This window comes from Xenorhabdus sp. KK7.4 (assembly GCF_963876465.1).
Classification (GTDB): domain Bacteria; phylum Pseudomonadota; class Gammaproteobacteria; order Enterobacterales; family Enterobacteriaceae; genus Xenorhabdus; species Xenorhabdus stockiae.
Window position 1 is genome coordinate 125,225 of record NZ_CAWNQF010000078.1, and the last position, 17,114, is coordinate 142,338.

The following is a 17,114-nucleotide window of genomic DNA, read 5'->3' on the forward strand; positions in this document are numbered from 1 at the left end:
AATGGAAAACCAAATACTGACACACCTCTATGGTCGTGGTTGGGCTTTTCCTCCCGCTTTTTCCCTTGAAGAAGGGGTGAAAATGGCAGAAGGAGCAGAAGATGTGCGCCAGAGTTTGCACATCCTGTTCAAAACTGAACCGGGGGAACGCTTAATGCGCGAAAATTATGGCTGCGGATTAAATGATTTTATGTTTGAAAATATCCGCAACGAATTGTTTGCTGAAATTGAGTCCCATATTCATGACAGTGTATTGCGTTATGAAGCACGGGCGGATATTACCGAGATTCAGGTTCGTCAGTCGCCCAATAATAAAAGTACCTTACAAGTAAAGGTGATGTATCGCCTGCGTGGAAGCGATATCCATCAGCAGATTCAGGGAACACTGGCGCTGAGTGAAGGCCGAGGGATGGAGGTATCATGAGTGAATCTATTGTAACAGACGGTGATATTCTACAGTTTGAGCCTCAATTTGGGCATAGACAGGTAAAAGTTACCATCCCCGGCAAGATTAGGGGCACTGGTCATGCGCGGGTCAACGGTAAAAAAGTTTGTATTTTGGGGGATGAGAAACGGGTTACTGTTTCTGCAACTTATACCACAATAACGCATATGACACCGGGAATTGGCACTCTGACCATCAGTATGTTAGATGCCAGACAGCTGGCTCTTCAATGTACCAGTGGTGCGGCCTTAATTATCAAAGGAAAAAAATTCATGGCGATATTTACGCCTAAATTTCCGGCCATAAATAATACAGTGATCCCACCACAACCAGATATTATGACACCTTCGTTAGGTACAGGAAGTTTTATCACTCAACAAAATTTTGCCACTGTAAATTAAGATATTGGCTGAACTCAATATATCCAAAATACAAATGGTATATACAATGGATTTCAAGATGCGTCGCAGCCAACAAAGAGGCAACTTAAAAGACGAAGTGTATAGAAATTAAATGGTGTGAATAATTAATATATTCACAAAAGAATCGCTGTGTCATACAGGTGATATCATGGAATTAACTGAGTTAAATAAAAAACTGTCAGATTTGGTGCCGATGAGCGATTTTAAATTAGATAATCGAACCAGTTTGCAATTACTCCAATATATTGAAGAATACACTAAAATAATTCCTTTTAATGAAATCTCTGTTAAATCTTCTAATGAAGAAAATAAACATTGGAATGATTTTTTCTTTATGGCAGATAATACGCCAGAAAAACTTGCCGAATTATATCAAGGGAAAATGGAAGCCAATGGAAAATTATTACCTCATCAAACTTTTCTATTGGCAATATTACGATTATTAGAAACACCGATATCTTTATTTAATGCTTTACCTGCAACTCACCGTAATCTCTATTATCGGGCATTGTTGGGATTATCTCCGCGTCCGGCACAACCTGACCAAGTCGCCTTATCTGTGGAACTGAATAGTACAGTCACAGAACAATTGCTCACTCAAGGCACCTTATTTGAAGCAGGACAAGATGAACAGGGCAATCCCCTGCAATATGCGCTGGATACCAGTTTGCTGGCGAATCGTGGCTATATCAGTGAATTGTACTGGTTACGTAAAAAAGATAAAAATCAGTGGGTAACCTCTACGCCATGGGATTCACAGACACAATCATCATTCCCCTCTGATGGAATACGATTATTCAGCGAAACTGATTCGGATAAAGCTGTACAGGGTGGCGTGTTTATCACTTCGAAACTTCTGGCGATGGAAGAAGGAACAAGAGAGATAACGGTTACCTTTGAGAAGAATATCAATAGTCAATATCTAGTGGCACAAATCAGCAGTGGAAACCAATGGTTGGATTTGACTGCCAAGGGAAAAGGAACAGAGATCATACTGATTCTTTCAGATAAAGAACCAGCAACCAGTGCGCCAGAAGATTTGGATAATCTTGTTTTTAAGGAACCGGTGCTCAGGCTACAGGGAAAAAACAGCCCACCATTGCCGACGATAACAGCCCTCAAGATACAAGGTATAACTGAAGCCCCATTCCAGACATATTACCTCACCCCGTTTGGCTATGGTCTTGAGACTGAACCATTGGAAGAACATCCCACATTATACCTTGGTATCACAGGCATCGAGCCGGGGCAAAACGTATCGTTATATTGGAAATTAAAAGCCCCACAGCAACCCGAAGACGTTTCCTGGTATTACCTGAATCAAAAGAATCAATGGATTGCATTGGATGCCTGGGTGAATGATGAAACCCAACATCTGTATCAAGATGGCATCTGGCAAGTTACCCTGCCTGCAGATGCTTCCAAGCAGGCCACCCAAATGCCAGCGGAGCGCTGTTGGTTAAAAGCTGTCGTGGCAATACCCACGCCTAAAGGCTCATGGGGGAAAAACCCGTGGTTATACGGTCTGATCTATAACGCGATGACAGCAACATTAGTGAACACCAATAGCATCAGTAGCAACCATTTCTTAGCACCATTACCGGCAGGCACGATTCAACGCCCGGTTGCGCCCATCATTACAGTAGCTTCAGTCAACCAGCCTTGGGCATCATGGAATGGACGCGTACCGGAATCCTATAACGCCTTTTTTGAACGGGGAGCACAACACTTGTCCCACCGTAACCGAGCTTTAACCTGGGGCAATATGGCAACCCTGCTAAAAGAGCGTTATGTCAGCATTTTTGATGTTAAATACCCCGGCAATGATGAACTCACCCGAGTACCCGCGCTAGAGAAGCAACAGCTGACGATCATTCCGGCTAACCGATACAACGACAGCGATGATCCTTTGCGTCCGGTGCTAAACCTGGCACGTCTGCAAGGAATGGCAAAGTGGTTACAGCAAAAAGGCTCTCTCTGGGCTGAGATTGAGATCAGTAATCCGAAATACATTGATGTAAAAATCGATTACAACGTGATTTTCAGGCCAGAAGTTAACGAAGATTTTGGCTATCGCCAGCTACGACAGAAACTCAGTGAAACATATATGCCCTGGAGCGTCGATGAGCAACGCCCCGTGATGTTGCATAACAGCATTAATTATTACCAGTTGCTGGCGACCATTCAACAGCAACCGCTGGTTGAGCGAATCACGAGCCTAACGCTGAGTCGGTCGGATGTGACTAAAGACAGTGATACCAACACATCAGTGGAAGCTAAAGACAATGAAGTGTTGATTTTAGTCTGGGAAGCAGGTGGCAAGCTCTAATACTGAGGAAATAACTATGAGTAATCAAGATGTACTGTTTCACAAAGTAAAAGATGATATTCACTTTGATACCTTGCTGGAACAGGCTCATCAGGTCATTGAGCAACAGGCAGGAAAACTGTGGAGCGACACGGCAGAACACGATCCCGGAATAACTTTTTTGGAAGGGTTCAGCTATGGTGTGTCAGATCTGTCTTACCGTCATACACTTCCCTTAACAGACTTACTGACCCCAGCCCCTAATAAGCAGCAACAGCAAGGCGGAATTTTTCCCGCTGAATTTGGCCCCCACAATACACTGACCTGTGGACCAATCACCAGCGATGATTATCGAAAAGCATTGCTGGATTTACATAGCAGTGACTGGGTAAAAGAAAAGCCAGAATCAGAACGGGATAAAGGGGATTTTCTGTTCCGTAATGTGCAATTAGTCCGTGAACCGGAAGCGCAGCGTTATACCTATTGGTATGATGCCACCAAGAGGGAATATAGCTTTGTCAGTAGTCAGGATGCGAAAAAGTTTACGTTGCGGGGAAATTACTGGCTTTATCTGGAACCGACACGCCGTACTCAGGAAAATTTGAATAGTGCCATCCAACAATTAACCGATTTTTTGACCAAGAACCGCAATATTGGTGAATCTGTCAGTCAGATTATCTGGACAAAACCGGCTGATTTCCCGCTATTACTGGAGATTGAACTGGATGACGATGTGCAAAATGTCGCGGGTATTTTTGCTGCCGTCTATAGCGCAGCAGAACAGTATCTGATGCCTGAAGTACAGCGTTTCAGTACGCTAGCGCTAAAAGATGCGGGAATGCGCAATGACGAAATCTTTGAAGGGCCGCAATTAAAACATGGTTGGTGCCCTGAATTGCCGATAGCCCGTGATTACACTAAAAAACTCAATCTCAATCTTAGCCGACTGGTTAATAAGCTGCTTGAGATTAAGGGTGTTCAGAATGTGAATCGTCTTCGTCTGGATGACAGCTTTGACAAAACTTTGATTGAGCCGATTAACAAAGATAGCTGGTCATGGTCAATCAAAAAAGGTTATTACCCTCGTCTGTGGGGTCAAAATCCGCTCCATCAATTGGCACAACATGATGGCCCTTTGCGGGTGATCACCAGAGGCGGGATTAGTGTTACAGCCGATGAAAATCAAATTCGGGCTAATTTACCCAATCCTCCCCTGATCCAAAATAGGCCTGTAGTACTGCCTTACGGGCGACACCGCGATGTAGGCAGCTATTATCCCGTCAGTGATACGTTGCCCGCTTGCTATGAATTACAGCAGCCCTTATCTGAAAGTGAGAATATTCAACGTCAGCGCCTGATATCACTTCATCAATTTATGCTGCCATTTGAACAGCTTTTGGCTTGTGGCTGTCAGCAAATTGCCATGCTGCCAAAATTACTGGCCTTTAAGCGTGAAGGATATGAAGTCTGGGGCGATCAATGGCCATTTAAGCCAGATTCTGCCAGTAATGATGCTCATCAAAATTATGCTCCGGCATTAAAGGAACTATTAAAACAAATTGCTCATGATAGCGATCATGAATTGGATATTGTTAATTACCTGCTCGGATACTTTGGTACCCAGCGGGCACCACGTACCTTTCTCACCGACATCAATGATTTTCGCGCTATGCAACAAGGTTATCTGGCTCAACAGCCGATATTAACTTACCACCGTGCCAATATTCGGATTGATCAGGTTTCATCGCTACAAAAGCGCATTGCTGCCCGTATCGGGTTAGGTGGTGAGCTGTTTAAACCAGAACCTGACCTGAGCAAACTGCCTTTTTATCTGGTGGAGCATCGGGCATTACTGCCCATCAAACCCAACAATCAGTTTGATAAAGAGCAGAAACCAGATTCAGTGACAGAAGAGAATCAAGCTAACCAGCATTATTTAATCATTCAGCAAGCGGGTATTAAGGGCAAACTGACTCAAGGGCAAGTGATCAATTTAGTCATCTATGAGGGCGAGCAGAATCAAAACCAATTTACGATATATAGTCAAATGATAGCCAAAGTCGGAGGAGATCAGTTTTGGCTGGATGTGGGTAATAGCACTCAATTGGAATACAATCTGGAACGGGTAATGACTGCTGCCAAAACAAAAAAATTGTTCTGGCAAAATAGCAGGGTCTGGATGGAAGATATGAGCTATCGTCTGGCCTACGCCAGCGACCAATCCCAAAATGGAAACCCGTTACCTGAAAACCAGCGGCGTCTGTCCCGCACAGCACAGACTCCTTTCCCATCCCTGATTACGGTAGATAATGAAATTATCCTGACCAAAAAATTAGGGGCAGACAGTGTCACACAGGGATATGCGGATATATCAGAAAAACTGTATGCAAAGATTGTCAGTTTTGACCGCATCAAAGGCACCTTAGTTATTGAACGTCAGGATAATTCGACATTGAAGTTTCCTGCTCCAGAAGAAGCATGGGAATACAGTTGGCATTTTTCAGGCGCGAAATATGAAACGACAGACCGTTTCTCATTTGTTATTAGTGTCGTGGTAAACAGTGAATTAATTAAAATTTCCGGCGTTGATCCCTATAAATTGGAGGCGTGGATTAAAGAAACGATGCTTACTGAATTCCCAGCCCATACCTCCATGATTATTCACTGGATGGATCAGGAAGCCTTTTTAAATTTCGGTAATACTTATCAGCGTTGGCAAAATAATGGTGCTCCATTAGGAGATGCTGCATATTCTATTCTGGAAAAATTAACGTTAGGTAAATTGCCTGCTTCTTTAAAAGGAATCGGAACAATGCGTATTGCCACGCCATATCAGAGAGAAGAAGTTGTCGGTAAAAATAATGATCAGTGGAATGCCGATAAAATAATCCAGAACGAATTATTCTATGTTCCCAAAGAGAACAAGTAAAAATACCTACCAGTAAAAAATCATATTCAATATATTTTATGGAGTTAACCATGAAAGAAATTATTTATTCCGCAAAAGCACAAGATCAACAAATATCATCTAATGAAAAAGGTGTTGGCCCCGAAACGGATAAATTGAAATATAAATTTAAAGAAGGCAGCATTCCTTTACAAATTGATTTCAGCCAATTAATTGATATTGCGGATATTGGGCGTAAAGCCTGTGGTCAGGCACCACACCAAAATGGACCGGGAGCAGGATTAAAGCTGGGTGATGACGGTACGCTGAATTTAAAAATGGGGACTTTTGATCACAGAAATTCAGCGCCATTAGCATTAGAAGAAGATATTTTATCTGTCAGGCTGGGTAGTGGCCTCACTAATAATAGAAGCGATGGAATATCTATTGGTCAGGGACATGGAATTACAGTTCATACAAATAGTATTGCGGTAAAAGTAGCTGGGAATAAAGGATTGGTTGTTGATGGTAATGGGATCGCCATAAAAACAGGCAGCGGAATAAAATTTAACTCAGATGGTGAATTAGAAACGGCATCAGCAGATTCCAGCATCACAGTTGATAGTTCTGGCATAAAAGTTAAGGCCGGGAGGGGAATTAAGGTTGGTGATGGCCTGGAAGTCCATCTTCATACAGATGGTGGTATTGGTAATAGTTCGTCAGGTATCCGCGTTAAAACGGGTAATGGTATTAAGATAGATGATGATCATATTACTATTGATCCTAATACTGTATTGCCAAAAGGAATGATTACCATGTTTTCAGGTTCAGCCATACCACAAGGCTGGGCATTATGTGATGGAACTAAGGGAACTCCGGATCTAATTGATCGATTTATACTCGGTGGAACCGTTGAAGATATCGGTGGAAAAAGTTCAAAGAGTGCAGCAGGGCAAAAAAATTCCAAATTTTTTATCGTCAATAGCAAAGAAAATGCAACGGAAATAATGGATGTCAGGGTAAATGAAACTAAATTAAATATAAAACAAATACCAAAGCATAAACACATACAAGGTGGAGGGTTTACACAAAATACAGGGTTAAGATATAGTGCAGTATTAAATAATGATCTGAATGATGAAATTAATAACAAGGATCTTAGCGGCTATCGAATAATATATAATTCTACAGAAGAACCGTGGATAAGAACGGTTAATTATGATCATTGGTGGCCTTACACCAGTTCAGCAGGCAGCTCAGAAGGTCATGACCATACTGCATCGACGACTCTTCCGAGCCATACACATCAAGTTAATACAGTATCACCTTACTATATTTTAGCATTTATTATGAAGCTATAAACATTTAACAATGGGCGTTAATGTTTTTCGCCCATTAAAAATATTCACGAAATGTAAAGTGGCGACTATTGTGGAAAAGAATCACAAAATAAAATTCAACAATGTGATTGATAAATTATCAATTTCACTTGAAATAGAAAAACACCATAGCAATAAAATACTTAAAAAGTGTTCTGATCTATTTAAGTTAAAACTTCGTTACTTAATTGATGAGGAAGTGGGGCAATGGTCATCACAGGATAATGATAATACATTGGAAAAAATAGTTTTAAATCTTGGAGAAATTGCTTTCGAAGATTTTGAACAACAATTTATCTGGCGACTGGAAAGAGAATTAAAAAACAAAACCAAAGAGTTAAAAATAAATGTAAAGCACAATGTAGATTGTGATTTATTTATTTCAGGAAAAATTAACTCTGAAAGTAAGGATTTATCAAAATCTAAACCTAAGGTTAGTGTGTCCAGTACATTATGTTCAGAAGAATTCACACTAAATAACATTGATAACTATTTAAATCATGGTTACTGGGAATCATCTATTTTATGTCAACAGGTAAAAAATACTGAGTTCAGTTATTGGTTAATTGAAAATATTAGACTGCACCCACAACAATGGCTCCCTATGTTAGCTAAACACTGCTTACAACCTGCGGGATTAAACCGATTAATTCAAATTTGCCAACCAGATGTTCTTAGTTTACTAAGAAAATTATTTTCTGAAGAAATAGCATCCAAATTTATTAACTCGCAAACAAAGATAACCATAGATAAAAAGGTGACGCCAGAAAAATTGAGGTTATCTGCGGAGTATTATCTGAAACATCAGGTGAGATATGAACATGCCGTAAAAAAAGAATTTATTTTACAAACTGAAAATAAACTGACATCGGAGAGAGAATTTATTGAAACTCGCTTTAATTCGTTAAAGCCAGATAATAAGGGAGTTTATACGCGAGCAGAAACGATACTAAACGTTAAAAATAACCTGATATCGAAGAGAGAACTTATTGAAAGTAGCGTTGATTTATTAAGTCCGAATAATGATAAATTCTATATGCCAGCAGAAATGACGCTAAACGTTAAAAACAAGCTGGCATCGGAGAGAGAAATTATTGAAAGTAGCGTTGATTTATTAAAGCCGAATAATGATAAATTCCATATGCCAGCAGAAATGGAACTAAACGTTAAAGATAAGCTGGAATCGGAGAGGGAATTTATTGAAAGGAGTGTTGATTTATTAAAGCGGAATAATGATAAAGTCCATATACCAGCAGAAACGATACTAAACGTTAAAAACGAGCTGACATCGGAGAGAGAATTTGCTGAAAATAGTTTCAATTCATTAAAGCCGGATAATAATGAAATTCATACACAAATAGAAACGAAATTAAACGTCAAAAATAACTTGATATCGGAGAGAGAGCTTGTTGAAAATAGCGCTCATTCGTTAAAGTTAGATAATAATGAAATCCATACACAAACAGAAACGACATTAAACGTTAAAAATAATCTTATACCGAATAGAGAACTTGTTGAAAATAGCTTCAGTTCATTAAAGCCGGATAATAATGAAGTCCATATACAAACAGAAATGGCCCTAAACATTAAAAATAAGCTGACATTGGAGAGAGAGAAAGTTGGAAATACTTTTAATTCATTAAAACCAAATAATAATAAAACTCATATAATAACCGAAAGCACATCACAAACTAAAATTAAGAAAACACCCGCAGTAAATATCATTCAGGATGAGTGTAATCAATTAAAGCAGACTCACAATGAAACCGAAATACAAATAGATGCAGTACCGTCAATATCTCAGCTTATACAAACACAGTATCAACCAGCAGCTACACAACAGTATGATGGTTTGATAGAGAAGACGGTAAAACAAAACGCTTCAATTTTAAAAAACAAGGAACAACATAGCGAATTATTGAAACCGACTTCTTTAGCGCAAATTTCCCCCACACAGCCTATTAATGGGATTCAAACTTCATCAGCACAATCTGTTTTATCCATCAGCAATGCCGGTTGCATGATTTTATGGCCATTATTGCCAACATTTTTCCGCACTTTTGATTTATTGGAGAAAAATCAATTTGTCAGTCTTGAAGCGCAAAGGAAAGCTGTCTGTTTACTTGATTGGCTGATTTGGGCCGAAGAGGAAATACCTGTATGGCGGCTGACTCTCAATAAAATACTTTGTGGGTTACCCATGCATGATAATGCGCTATGGCTCACACCAGAGCCAGAACAGAAAATCGCCATCAACCAATGGCTGGAAAAAACCGTTGTACAACTTCCGGCCTGGAAAAAAATGGGTGTAAATGATGTTCGGCATTTATTTTTGCAGCGTTCCGGGGAGTTAAATGAATTAAACGGTTTAATAAATATTCATATTAAACCCGAAGTTTATGATGTGCTGATAAGCGAATGGCCGTGGCCAATCAATATCGCGCACTTTAGCTGGTTGAAATATCCCATCACCATAACATGGTTATAACCATCAAATACAATACATAGTCTGAGTAAGAATTTATGAATACAGCGCCTGTCTTCCCTAATTTATTTCAGCAAAATAATGATGCAAATTTAGCATTTTTATTTAGCCAACTGGAACGTATTGATCTTGTTCTTCAATACCATTGCCATTGTATATCAGGGCAGCAAGATGATCCCCTTGATGAGTTTCTGTTAAGTGAAGAGGATATTATCACCAGACTGGAGAACCCGATGGGTAAACCTCATTGGTTCAATGATGATTGTCTGGTAATACCGCAAACCGTCATGCCAGTAGCTTCCCGACTCACTGATTTGGTCGATCGTTTTGAGCTGACTGATTTTGAAAGAGATGTTTTGCTGTTAGGTTTACTTCCTCATTTTGATAGCCGCTACTATCAACTGTTTGCATTAATTCAAGGAGAACAACAATCTCGATTTCCCACTTTTACGCTGGCGTTGGAACTCTTTTGTCACTCAATGATGGAGAAACAGGCACAACAGGTCAGTTTTCTACATCGTTCACCATTGATTGGCTGCCAGCTATTATCCATTGATAGCCGTAAAAAAATGGCGTCCTGGATTCAGACTCCTTTTATCACAGATAACAGTGTGTATCATTTTTTACTTGGGCAGCACTATATTCCGCCTGATTTAGAATATTATTGTGAGTGGCTAATGCCCGCAGAGAATGGCTATTACCCAGCCAAATTAAAGCAATTACTCAATAATGCTTTATTATCCGAACACGATGATATTCGTCCGATAATCTTATTAAAAGGTATTACCGGCAGTGCGAGAGCTTATGCGGTTACCAATATCATGGCGTCAGAAGAACGACAAACGTTGATGGTGGATATCGCTAAATTGGCTGACAATGATGATAAAGCTTTGCTTTCGCGAATAAAGCTTATCTTGCGGGAAATCCGTATGCGCGGCGCTTGTTTATTACTGCGAAATTTTTGCTTATTCGCCGAACAGAATAAACAGCTACTGGAACCTCTTTCCGCTTTATTACAACAACCTGAATTAAGGGTGATTTGTTTAATTGAACCTTCTTCTCCACTGATCTGGCTGAGAAAGTTATCAGCATTATTGGTTGAGATGCCCGTTTTGACCTCAAAGGAAAAAACCAATCTATTGACGGCACAATTGCCCAATCACTGTGCCAATAATATTGACGCAATCGCCTTAAGCCAGCGTTACACTTTTAATCCCGAAATTTTGCCATTGATTCTGGAAGAAGCTCAGTTTTATCAACAACAACGGGATCCTTTGGATATCTTGCAGCAATGCGATATTCATAAGGCGCTCAATTTACGTGCCCAACAAAACTTTGGTCAATTGGCCCAGCGGGTGACGCCTAAACGTTCATTAAAAGATTTATTAGTCTCTGATGAGATTGCTCAACAAATACAGGAAATACTCACGGCCATTAAGTATCGGGAACAAGTTCTGGCGGGAGGTTTTAAAGATAAAATTGGTTATGGCACCGGCATTAGTGCGTTGTTTTATGGTGATTCAGGGACAGGGAAAACGATGGCGGCAGAAGTGATTGCCAACTGTCTTGGCGTTGACTTAATAAAAGTGGATTTATCCACTGTGGTGAATAAATACATTGGTGAAACCGAGAAAAATTTATCCCGTATCTTCGACTTGGCAGAACAGGATGCCGGTGTTTTATTCTTTGATGAAGCCGATGCGCTATTTGGTAAACGAAGTGAAACTAAAGATGCGCAAGACAGGCATGCCAATATTGAAGTCTCTTATCTGTTGCAACGGCTGGAGAATTATCCGGGATTGGTTATTTTATCCACCAATAATCGTAGCCATTTGGATAACGCCTTTAATCGCCGTTTTACTTTTATTACTCGCTTTACTTATCCGGATGAAGCTATCCGCAAGAAAATGTGGCAGGCAATCTGGCCTGAAAATATAAAAGTCGCTCAGGATGTTGATTTCGATAAATTAGCTCAACAAACAAGTGTCACAGGGGCCAATATTCGTAATATTGCTTTATTGTCTTCACTATTTTCCGCAGAGAACAAATATAACGAAATTAATAATAATAATATTGAAACCGCATTATTACGAGAATTAGATAAAGTAGGTAGATTAACGTTTAAAAATTAATAGAAATAAACATAGATAAAAATTAAATGTATTAATGACCTGACCGTATTCAAAATAATAAAATAAGAGGTTTTTTTATGCTAAAAATGCAAACTGTTATCGACGTTAATAAAGCAATGAAGGGAATTCTGGAAAAGTATCTGGATAAAAAAGTGGCAATCCGTTTCGATTTGCCTGAATTAGATACCGTACAATCTGATGCGATGGTGAGTGTCTTTCTTTACGATATCCATGAAGATCTACAGCTTCGCTCAACAGAATCCAGAGTGTTTAATGCCACCTCCGGGAGGTTATTACCGGGTTGGGTCAATATTAAATGTAATTATCTGATTACCTATTGGGAATCGGCTAAACCCGCAACTGATCCCAACAGCCCGGATAGTCAACCGGATAATCAGGCCATACAAGTTATGTCACAAGTCTTGAATGCGTTGATTAATAACCGCCAATTGGCAGGTATTCCCGGCGCTTATACTCAGGTTGTACCACCGAAAGAAAGTTTAAATAGTTTAGGGAGTTTTTGGCAGTCACTGGGAAATCGCCCACGACTTTCGCTGAATTATTCCGTGACTATACCAATTAGCCTCACCGATGAGCAGGATAAAGTGATACCGATAAATACCATTTCTTCAACTGTTCAACAAACGGCATCACTCAGTCAGGAAAAGATTGGTCATGCTTTGCGGGAGTTATTGATTATGGAACTACAAAGACAGCCAGTTGCGGAATCAGAAAATGAAGAGAATATTAGGCTGGCACTGAGCAAAGTTGAACTATTAGCAATCAAAGAGGCTATGACTTCAAATAATTCAGCGGAAATTTCGGTATCTCTGTCTGTATCAGGAATTACCCATCAGAAATATCTACAAGGCATTAATAAAATCTTTGAGTTCTGGTTAAATAATAACAAGATTATTACCACGGTCGATGATTATGGAATCTGTATTAAAAGTATAGAAAAAGATCATCTTTTCGGAATTTGATTTATTTTTATAACTTATGGAATGGCAAAGACTAACCAATTAAGAGTGATTTTCTGTATTTTTATGTGATCACATTGTTAATTACTCTGACTTAACGCTAATGATATTTAAATTAGATTTATGAATAATGAGGTTGATTTATCAACATTAACAATCAACTTATTGTTTTTTAAATATATTATCATTTTTACTTAAAGCTATAATTCTGTATATTAAATTATTGACAAAAGAATGTGTCTATATATTATTGCGAAATCATGTGGTTTCACCATGATGAATATTTATAAAAATTACATAATTAAAATAAAAGTGAAACAAATCCATTAATAATTTTACAACACCAAAAGCAAACCCTATCGAATTTAAAAAGGAGTTCAGGTGTTTATTTCAAAAGATTTAGTAAATTTTATTGTTGTAGCCAAAAATAAATCAATAAATAAGGCAACAAAGGAGCTTTTTATCACAGAGTCACCAATTAGCCGAAGCTTAAAGAAACTGGAGTTTTCATTAGGTGTGAAACTCTTTGTCAGAAAAAGCCAAGGGTTAATTCTAACGGAAGAAGGAGAGTGTTTGTACAATAAGGTGTTTTCAATTTATGAAGAACTTAAAAATATTGAAAATGACTACAAGAATCATAAGTCGCCATATGATGATGTTTATAGAAAATAACATCATGTTTTAATTTAATAAGTGACTTTATTTTTTGAGCCTGAACAAGGTTTCATAACAAAATAGCAAACAAGAGTAGAGCTACTTTATATATTAATAATGAAATTAACTTTAATCATTATTTCTTTATTTATCTTTGCTGTCAATTTTTAATAAGTGCTTATTTAAGCCACATTTTACTTATATAAAGTGCTACATTCTCATTGAAATATTAAGGAGTATTTATGAATGCATATGAAATTGAAACTATAGAACATACAAGACAAGATGACTATGTCGATCACATTGACTTACCTGATAATACCCCATTATCTAAGATAGCTATGCTGGGCAGCCATGATGCAGGAACCTATGCTTATAGTAAAAGGAGAAATAAAAATAGAATACCCAGAAGTTTGGGGGAGGCATTTCCTGGTGCATTTAAAACCCAAAATAAAACCTTGGTAGAGCAAGCGGAAGCAGGAGCGAGATACTTCGATATTCGCGTAGCGCGGAACAAAGATAACTCATTTAGTTTTTTTCATGGTCCTAGTGTTGCGAGCGGGAATGCTGTTGATGATGTTATAGAGTTGTTGCAGTATGCAGCAAAAGATACCAATAATTTTTATCTCATCAAATTTGTATTTAAAGGAGAGAGTAAGAAGAACACTGTTTCTAGAAAAAATGCAGCGTCAGATGTGTTTTTAGAGACAGTACTCAAAAATTATCATGGTAATCTAATTACCAAGAATGACACGCTAAATTTAGGAGATGCATCGGTTGATTTATTAAATAAAGGGAAAAATATTGGGATTATGGTGCATGGTTATAATGGAGTTGAGAAAGATTTTGTTTACCCCTATAAAGAGCAGGTTAACACAAAATGGGCTAATAGAGCAGATGCAGAGGAGACAGCCAAGTCCCTTACTGATTTTCATACAAAACCTGCGCCCGCAAATAAACTTAATATTATTCAGACGAACATGCCATTCGCTAATGTTCGACATAGGGAAGTTACTAGGGGAGTAAAAAATTATTTATCTAGAAAGAAAAATATTTTGGCCGATGCTATTAATAATATTCTTCATCCAGGAATAATCAGTGCTGATTATATAGGAGACGATAAGAGTGCAACTCCAGAATTTATAAATAGGATTAAATTACATAATCAAGAATTGATGAGGCAATAGAAAATTCAACGGGAACGAATTTATTAGTCTCAGGTGAAAGGTAGGGACTTTTCATCAATCTCTAAAAATTTAATAATTTTTGTTACTAATTAATTATTTTTCTATAAAAATAAAAAAGGAGAAATATACCAAATTTTAAACTCTTTGATAATTAAACATAACAACCCTCTTAAATTAAAACAAAAATGCCGATTTTAAATATCGGCATTTTACTGTGAAAGAGAGCGATTGATTTAATGTTTTAACGTTTCAATTTCTTCCCGGCTCAGCCCGGTACTGGTGGCGATAATATCCAGACTGACACCATGCTGTAATAATGCGCGAGCCGTTTCCAGTTTACCTTCGGCCTTGCCTTCTTCTCGGCCTTCTTCTTTTCCTTGTCTGATGCCTTGTTCAAGACCCTGCTCGCGCCCTTTTTGCTCAAGCTGTTCTGCAATAGTCATCAACTTTTTTGCCACAATATGTTCCTCTGCCTTATCAGTAATAATCGCCATTCATGAATGGCCGATAAATGTACAATATATTATCGGCTGCTCCAATATCGAAGCCGCTTAGTCAGTCCCGTATCGGCTTTTGAGCGATATAACGACTCATGATGATCCTGCTTTCAGAACCTATTTCACTTTGAGCTCAGCAAATCCTGCAAATCCCCCCAGAATTCACTTTGTCTTGCCAGTTGGCGCTGTTCTTCAATCATGTCCTCCAGTATTTCCGGCGTTGTTAGTGGATTTGCCAGCACAACGCGAAAAACAGTCGTTGGTTGTTTATTCCATTGCGCAGGTTTAATACTGGTACGTGAAACAAATGTTTTTCCGGCAGAGCGCTGCATGGTCTGGATATTCTGATTGAGGGCATTAAGCATGTCCTGTACTTTTTGTCGTATCGACTCAGAACCCTCATGCATCAGTTTAATTGCAGTGGGTGGAGCATAACGGTAAGTCAACAGGCAAAGCTGCGGTTCGCTGATTAATTCGAAATCTTCCTGTTGGTGAATGAAGTCCGCAAACTGATGTGCTTTCTCAATGCCTGCATCTATCAGAGCTGCCATTCCCTGTCGCCCAAGCAGGTGAAGGTTACTGTGTAGCATCAGCGACATTGCGCTACGTGAACCTTCCAGAGTATGTCTGCCCAGATCTTTTGATCCCTTACGTAAGATGTAATTAGCATGCTGTTCAATAGCATCGGCCATAGTGGGCTGACGGAATAGCACCATGCCTGATCCCATTGGGACGTACATCTGTTTATGTGCATCAATAGTCACGCTATCCGCACGCTCGATGCCCTTGAACAAGTGCCGGTAGCGTTCTGATAACAGGCTGGCACCTCCCCATGCGGCATCGACATGAAAATGACACTGTTCCCGTTCAGCGATATCAGCCAGCGCATCCAGCGGGTCGATAGAGCCGGTTTCGGTACTGCCAGCGATGCCGACAATCGCCATCGGTTTGATATTACGTCGGCGCAGTTCCTGTAACTGGATGAGAAGGTCATCAAGACAGATTTTCCCGTCTTTGTCAGTGGCGATTTTAACCAGCGCATCCTGCCCAAGACCCAGCACATCGACGGCTTTTTTCAGCGAATAATGCCCCAGTTCTGATACCAGAATCGCCAGTCCGCTATAGCCATAATGGATTAACCCACGGGCTAAACCTTCACGAGTCAGTCCGGCAAAGTCGCCATCTGCGGGCATAAGCTGATTCCGGCATGCCCATAATGCAGTCAGGTTAGCCACGGTTCCGCCGGAGCAGAAGCTCGCCAGCGCATGATCACCATTGTGAAGCCATTTTTGATAGAAGTTGTCATCACAGTTGTAGACGAGTTTGTGCATCATTCCCAAGACCTGACGCTCCAGCGCGGTCAGGGCGTGGGAAGTTTCCAGTTTGACAACATTTTGATTCAGCGCTGTCAGTATCTTCCCCAGCGCCGGTAAGTGCAGGGGAAGAGCGGATGTCATATGGCCCACAAAGGCAGGTGAGGAAACAGGCATAACCTGATTTAGCACATTTTCGCTCAGATACCGGGTGTATATTCCGGTATCAACCGGGCATTCCGGTATGCTCACGGAAGAGAACTGTTTTTCCAGTTCTTCAAGGCTGCATACCGGCCTGTTTAACCTATCATGACAATAGCTGACCGGGTTATCTGTGATGTCCGCTTCCAGTGCGGACAGCGCCTGCGCACCGATATTTGTCATAAATGGGTTGAGAAAATCCTGCATAGTTTGCCTCTTTAGAC

The 17,114-nt window shown here is 39.7% G+C and carries 11 protein-coding genes and 1 pseudogene; 10 read left to right on the forward strand and 2 right to left on the reverse strand.

Annotation, left to right across the window (positions count from 1 at the left end):
* The first annotated feature begins 1 nt into the window (after nucleotide 1).
* The 10 genes from AACS90_RS13365 to AACS90_RS13410 all read left to right on the forward strand — a co-directional run bounded on the left by AACS90_RS13365 (nucleotide 2) and on the right by AACS90_RS13410 (nucleotide 14,879).
* Complete coding sequence (locus AACS90_RS13365; RefSeq protein ID WP_099120557.1) at nucleotides 2–424, forward strand: GPW/gp25 family protein; 423 nt, start codon at nucleotides 2–4, stop codon at nucleotides 422–424.
* Entirely contained in the window at nucleotides 421–846 is a 426-nt protein-coding gene (locus tag AACS90_RS13370) for a hypothetical protein (protein WP_099120558.1), read from the forward strand. The genes AACS90_RS13365 and AACS90_RS13370 overlap by 4 nt, the downstream gene beginning before the upstream one ends.
* 169 nt (nucleotides 847–1,015) lie before the next feature.
* Nucleotides 1,016–3,196, forward strand: a complete 2,181-nt coding sequence (locus AACS90_RS13375; RefSeq protein WP_099120559.1) for a hypothetical protein — start codon at nucleotides 1,016–1,018, stop codon at nucleotides 3,194–3,196.
* Between the two features lie 16 nt (nucleotides 3,197–3,212).
* Nucleotides 3,213–6,104 (forward strand): hypothetical protein, encoded by a 2,892-nt coding sequence (locus AACS90_RS13380; RefSeq protein WP_099120560.1) that lies wholly within the window; start codon nucleotides 3,213–3,215, stop codon nucleotides 6,102–6,104.
* A gap of 50 nt (nucleotides 6,105–6,154) precedes the next feature.
* On the forward strand, nucleotides 6,155–7,423 hold the full coding sequence (locus AACS90_RS13385) for a tail fiber protein (RefSeq protein ID WP_099120561.1): 1,269 nt from the start codon (nucleotides 6,155–6,157) through the stop codon (nucleotides 7,421–7,423).
* Nucleotides 7,424–7,493: 70 nt separating this feature from the next.
* Nucleotides 7,494–9,929, forward strand: coding sequence for a contractile injection system tape measure protein (locus AACS90_RS13390; protein ID WP_153043638.1), 2,436 nt, complete (start codon nucleotides 7,494–7,496; stop codon nucleotides 9,927–9,929).
* Between the two features lie 35 nt (nucleotides 9,930–9,964).
* Nucleotides 9,965–12,058: an ATP-binding protein gene (locus AACS90_RS13395; RefSeq protein ID WP_099120563.1), complete on the forward strand. Its 2,094-nt coding sequence runs from the start codon at nucleotides 9,965–9,967 to the stop codon at nucleotides 12,056–12,058.
* Nucleotides 12,059–12,135: 77 nt separating this feature from the next.
* A complete protein-coding gene (locus AACS90_RS13400; protein ID WP_099120564.1) occupies nucleotides 12,136–13,041 on the forward strand; it encodes a DUF4255 domain-containing protein in 906 nt (301 codons plus the stop codon).
* 378 nt (nucleotides 13,042–13,419) lie between these two features.
* On the forward strand, nucleotides 13,420–13,710 hold the full coding sequence (locus AACS90_RS13405) for a helix-turn-helix domain-containing protein (RefSeq protein ID WP_099120565.1): 291 nt from the start codon (nucleotides 13,420–13,422) through the stop codon (nucleotides 13,708–13,710).
* A gap of 224 nt (nucleotides 13,711–13,934) precedes the next feature.
* Nucleotides 13,935–14,879 carry a hypothetical protein gene (locus AACS90_RS13410; RefSeq protein WP_099120566.1) on the forward strand — a complete coding sequence of 315 codons (945 nt, stop codon included), beginning with the start codon at nucleotides 13,935–13,937 and terminating at the stop codon, nucleotides 14,877–14,879.
* A gap of 233 nt (nucleotides 14,880–15,112) precedes the next feature.
* On the opposite strand, the pseudogene AACS90_RS13415 reads toward AACS90_RS13410, so the two are convergent.
* Both AACS90_RS13415 and panP read right to left on the reverse strand, forming a co-directional pair.
* Nucleotides 15,113–15,364: pseudogene (locus tag AACS90_RS13415) on the reverse strand (ISNCY family transposase); the annotation flags it as partial.
* 134 nt (nucleotides 15,365–15,498) lie between these two features.
* A complete protein-coding gene (panP, locus tag AACS90_RS13420; RefSeq protein ID WP_099120568.1) occupies nucleotides 15,499–17,097 on the reverse strand; it encodes a pyridoxal-dependent aspartate 1-decarboxylase PanP in 1,599 nt (532 codons plus the stop codon).
* Nucleotides 17,098–17,114: the final 17 nt, after the last annotated feature.

Bases quoted from the DNA above. Each gene is read 5' to 3' on its own strand.
- AACS90_RS13365 (WP_099120557.1), top strand. From the start codon at position 2: ATGGAAAACCAAATACTGACACACCTCTATGGTCGTGGTTGGGCTTTT.
- AACS90_RS13370 (WP_099120558.1), top strand. From the start codon at position 421: ATGAGTGAATCTATTGTAACAGACGGTGATATTCTACAGTTTGAGCCT.
- AACS90_RS13375 (WP_099120559.1), top strand. From the start codon at position 1,016: ATGGAATTAACTGAGTTAAATAAAAAACTGTCAGATTTGGTGCCGATG.
- AACS90_RS13380 (WP_099120560.1), top strand. From the start codon at position 3,213: ATGAGTAATCAAGATGTACTGTTTCACAAAGTAAAAGATGATATTCAC.
- AACS90_RS13385 (WP_099120561.1), top strand. From the start codon at position 6,155: ATGAAAGAAATTATTTATTCCGCAAAAGCACAAGATCAACAAATATCA.
- AACS90_RS13395 (WP_099120563.1), top strand. From the start codon at position 9,965: ATGAATACAGCGCCTGTCTTCCCTAATTTATTTCAGCAAAATAATGAT.
- AACS90_RS13400 (WP_099120564.1), top strand. From the start codon at position 12,136: ATGCTAAAAATGCAAACTGTTATCGACGTTAATAAAGCAATGAAGGGA.
- AACS90_RS13410 (WP_099120566.1), top strand. From the start codon at position 13,935: ATGAATGCATATGAAATTGAAACTATAGAACATACAAGACAAGATGAC.
- panP (WP_099120568.1), bottom strand. From the start codon at position 17,097: ATGCAGGATTTTCTCAACCCATTTATGACAAATATCGGTGCGCAGGCG.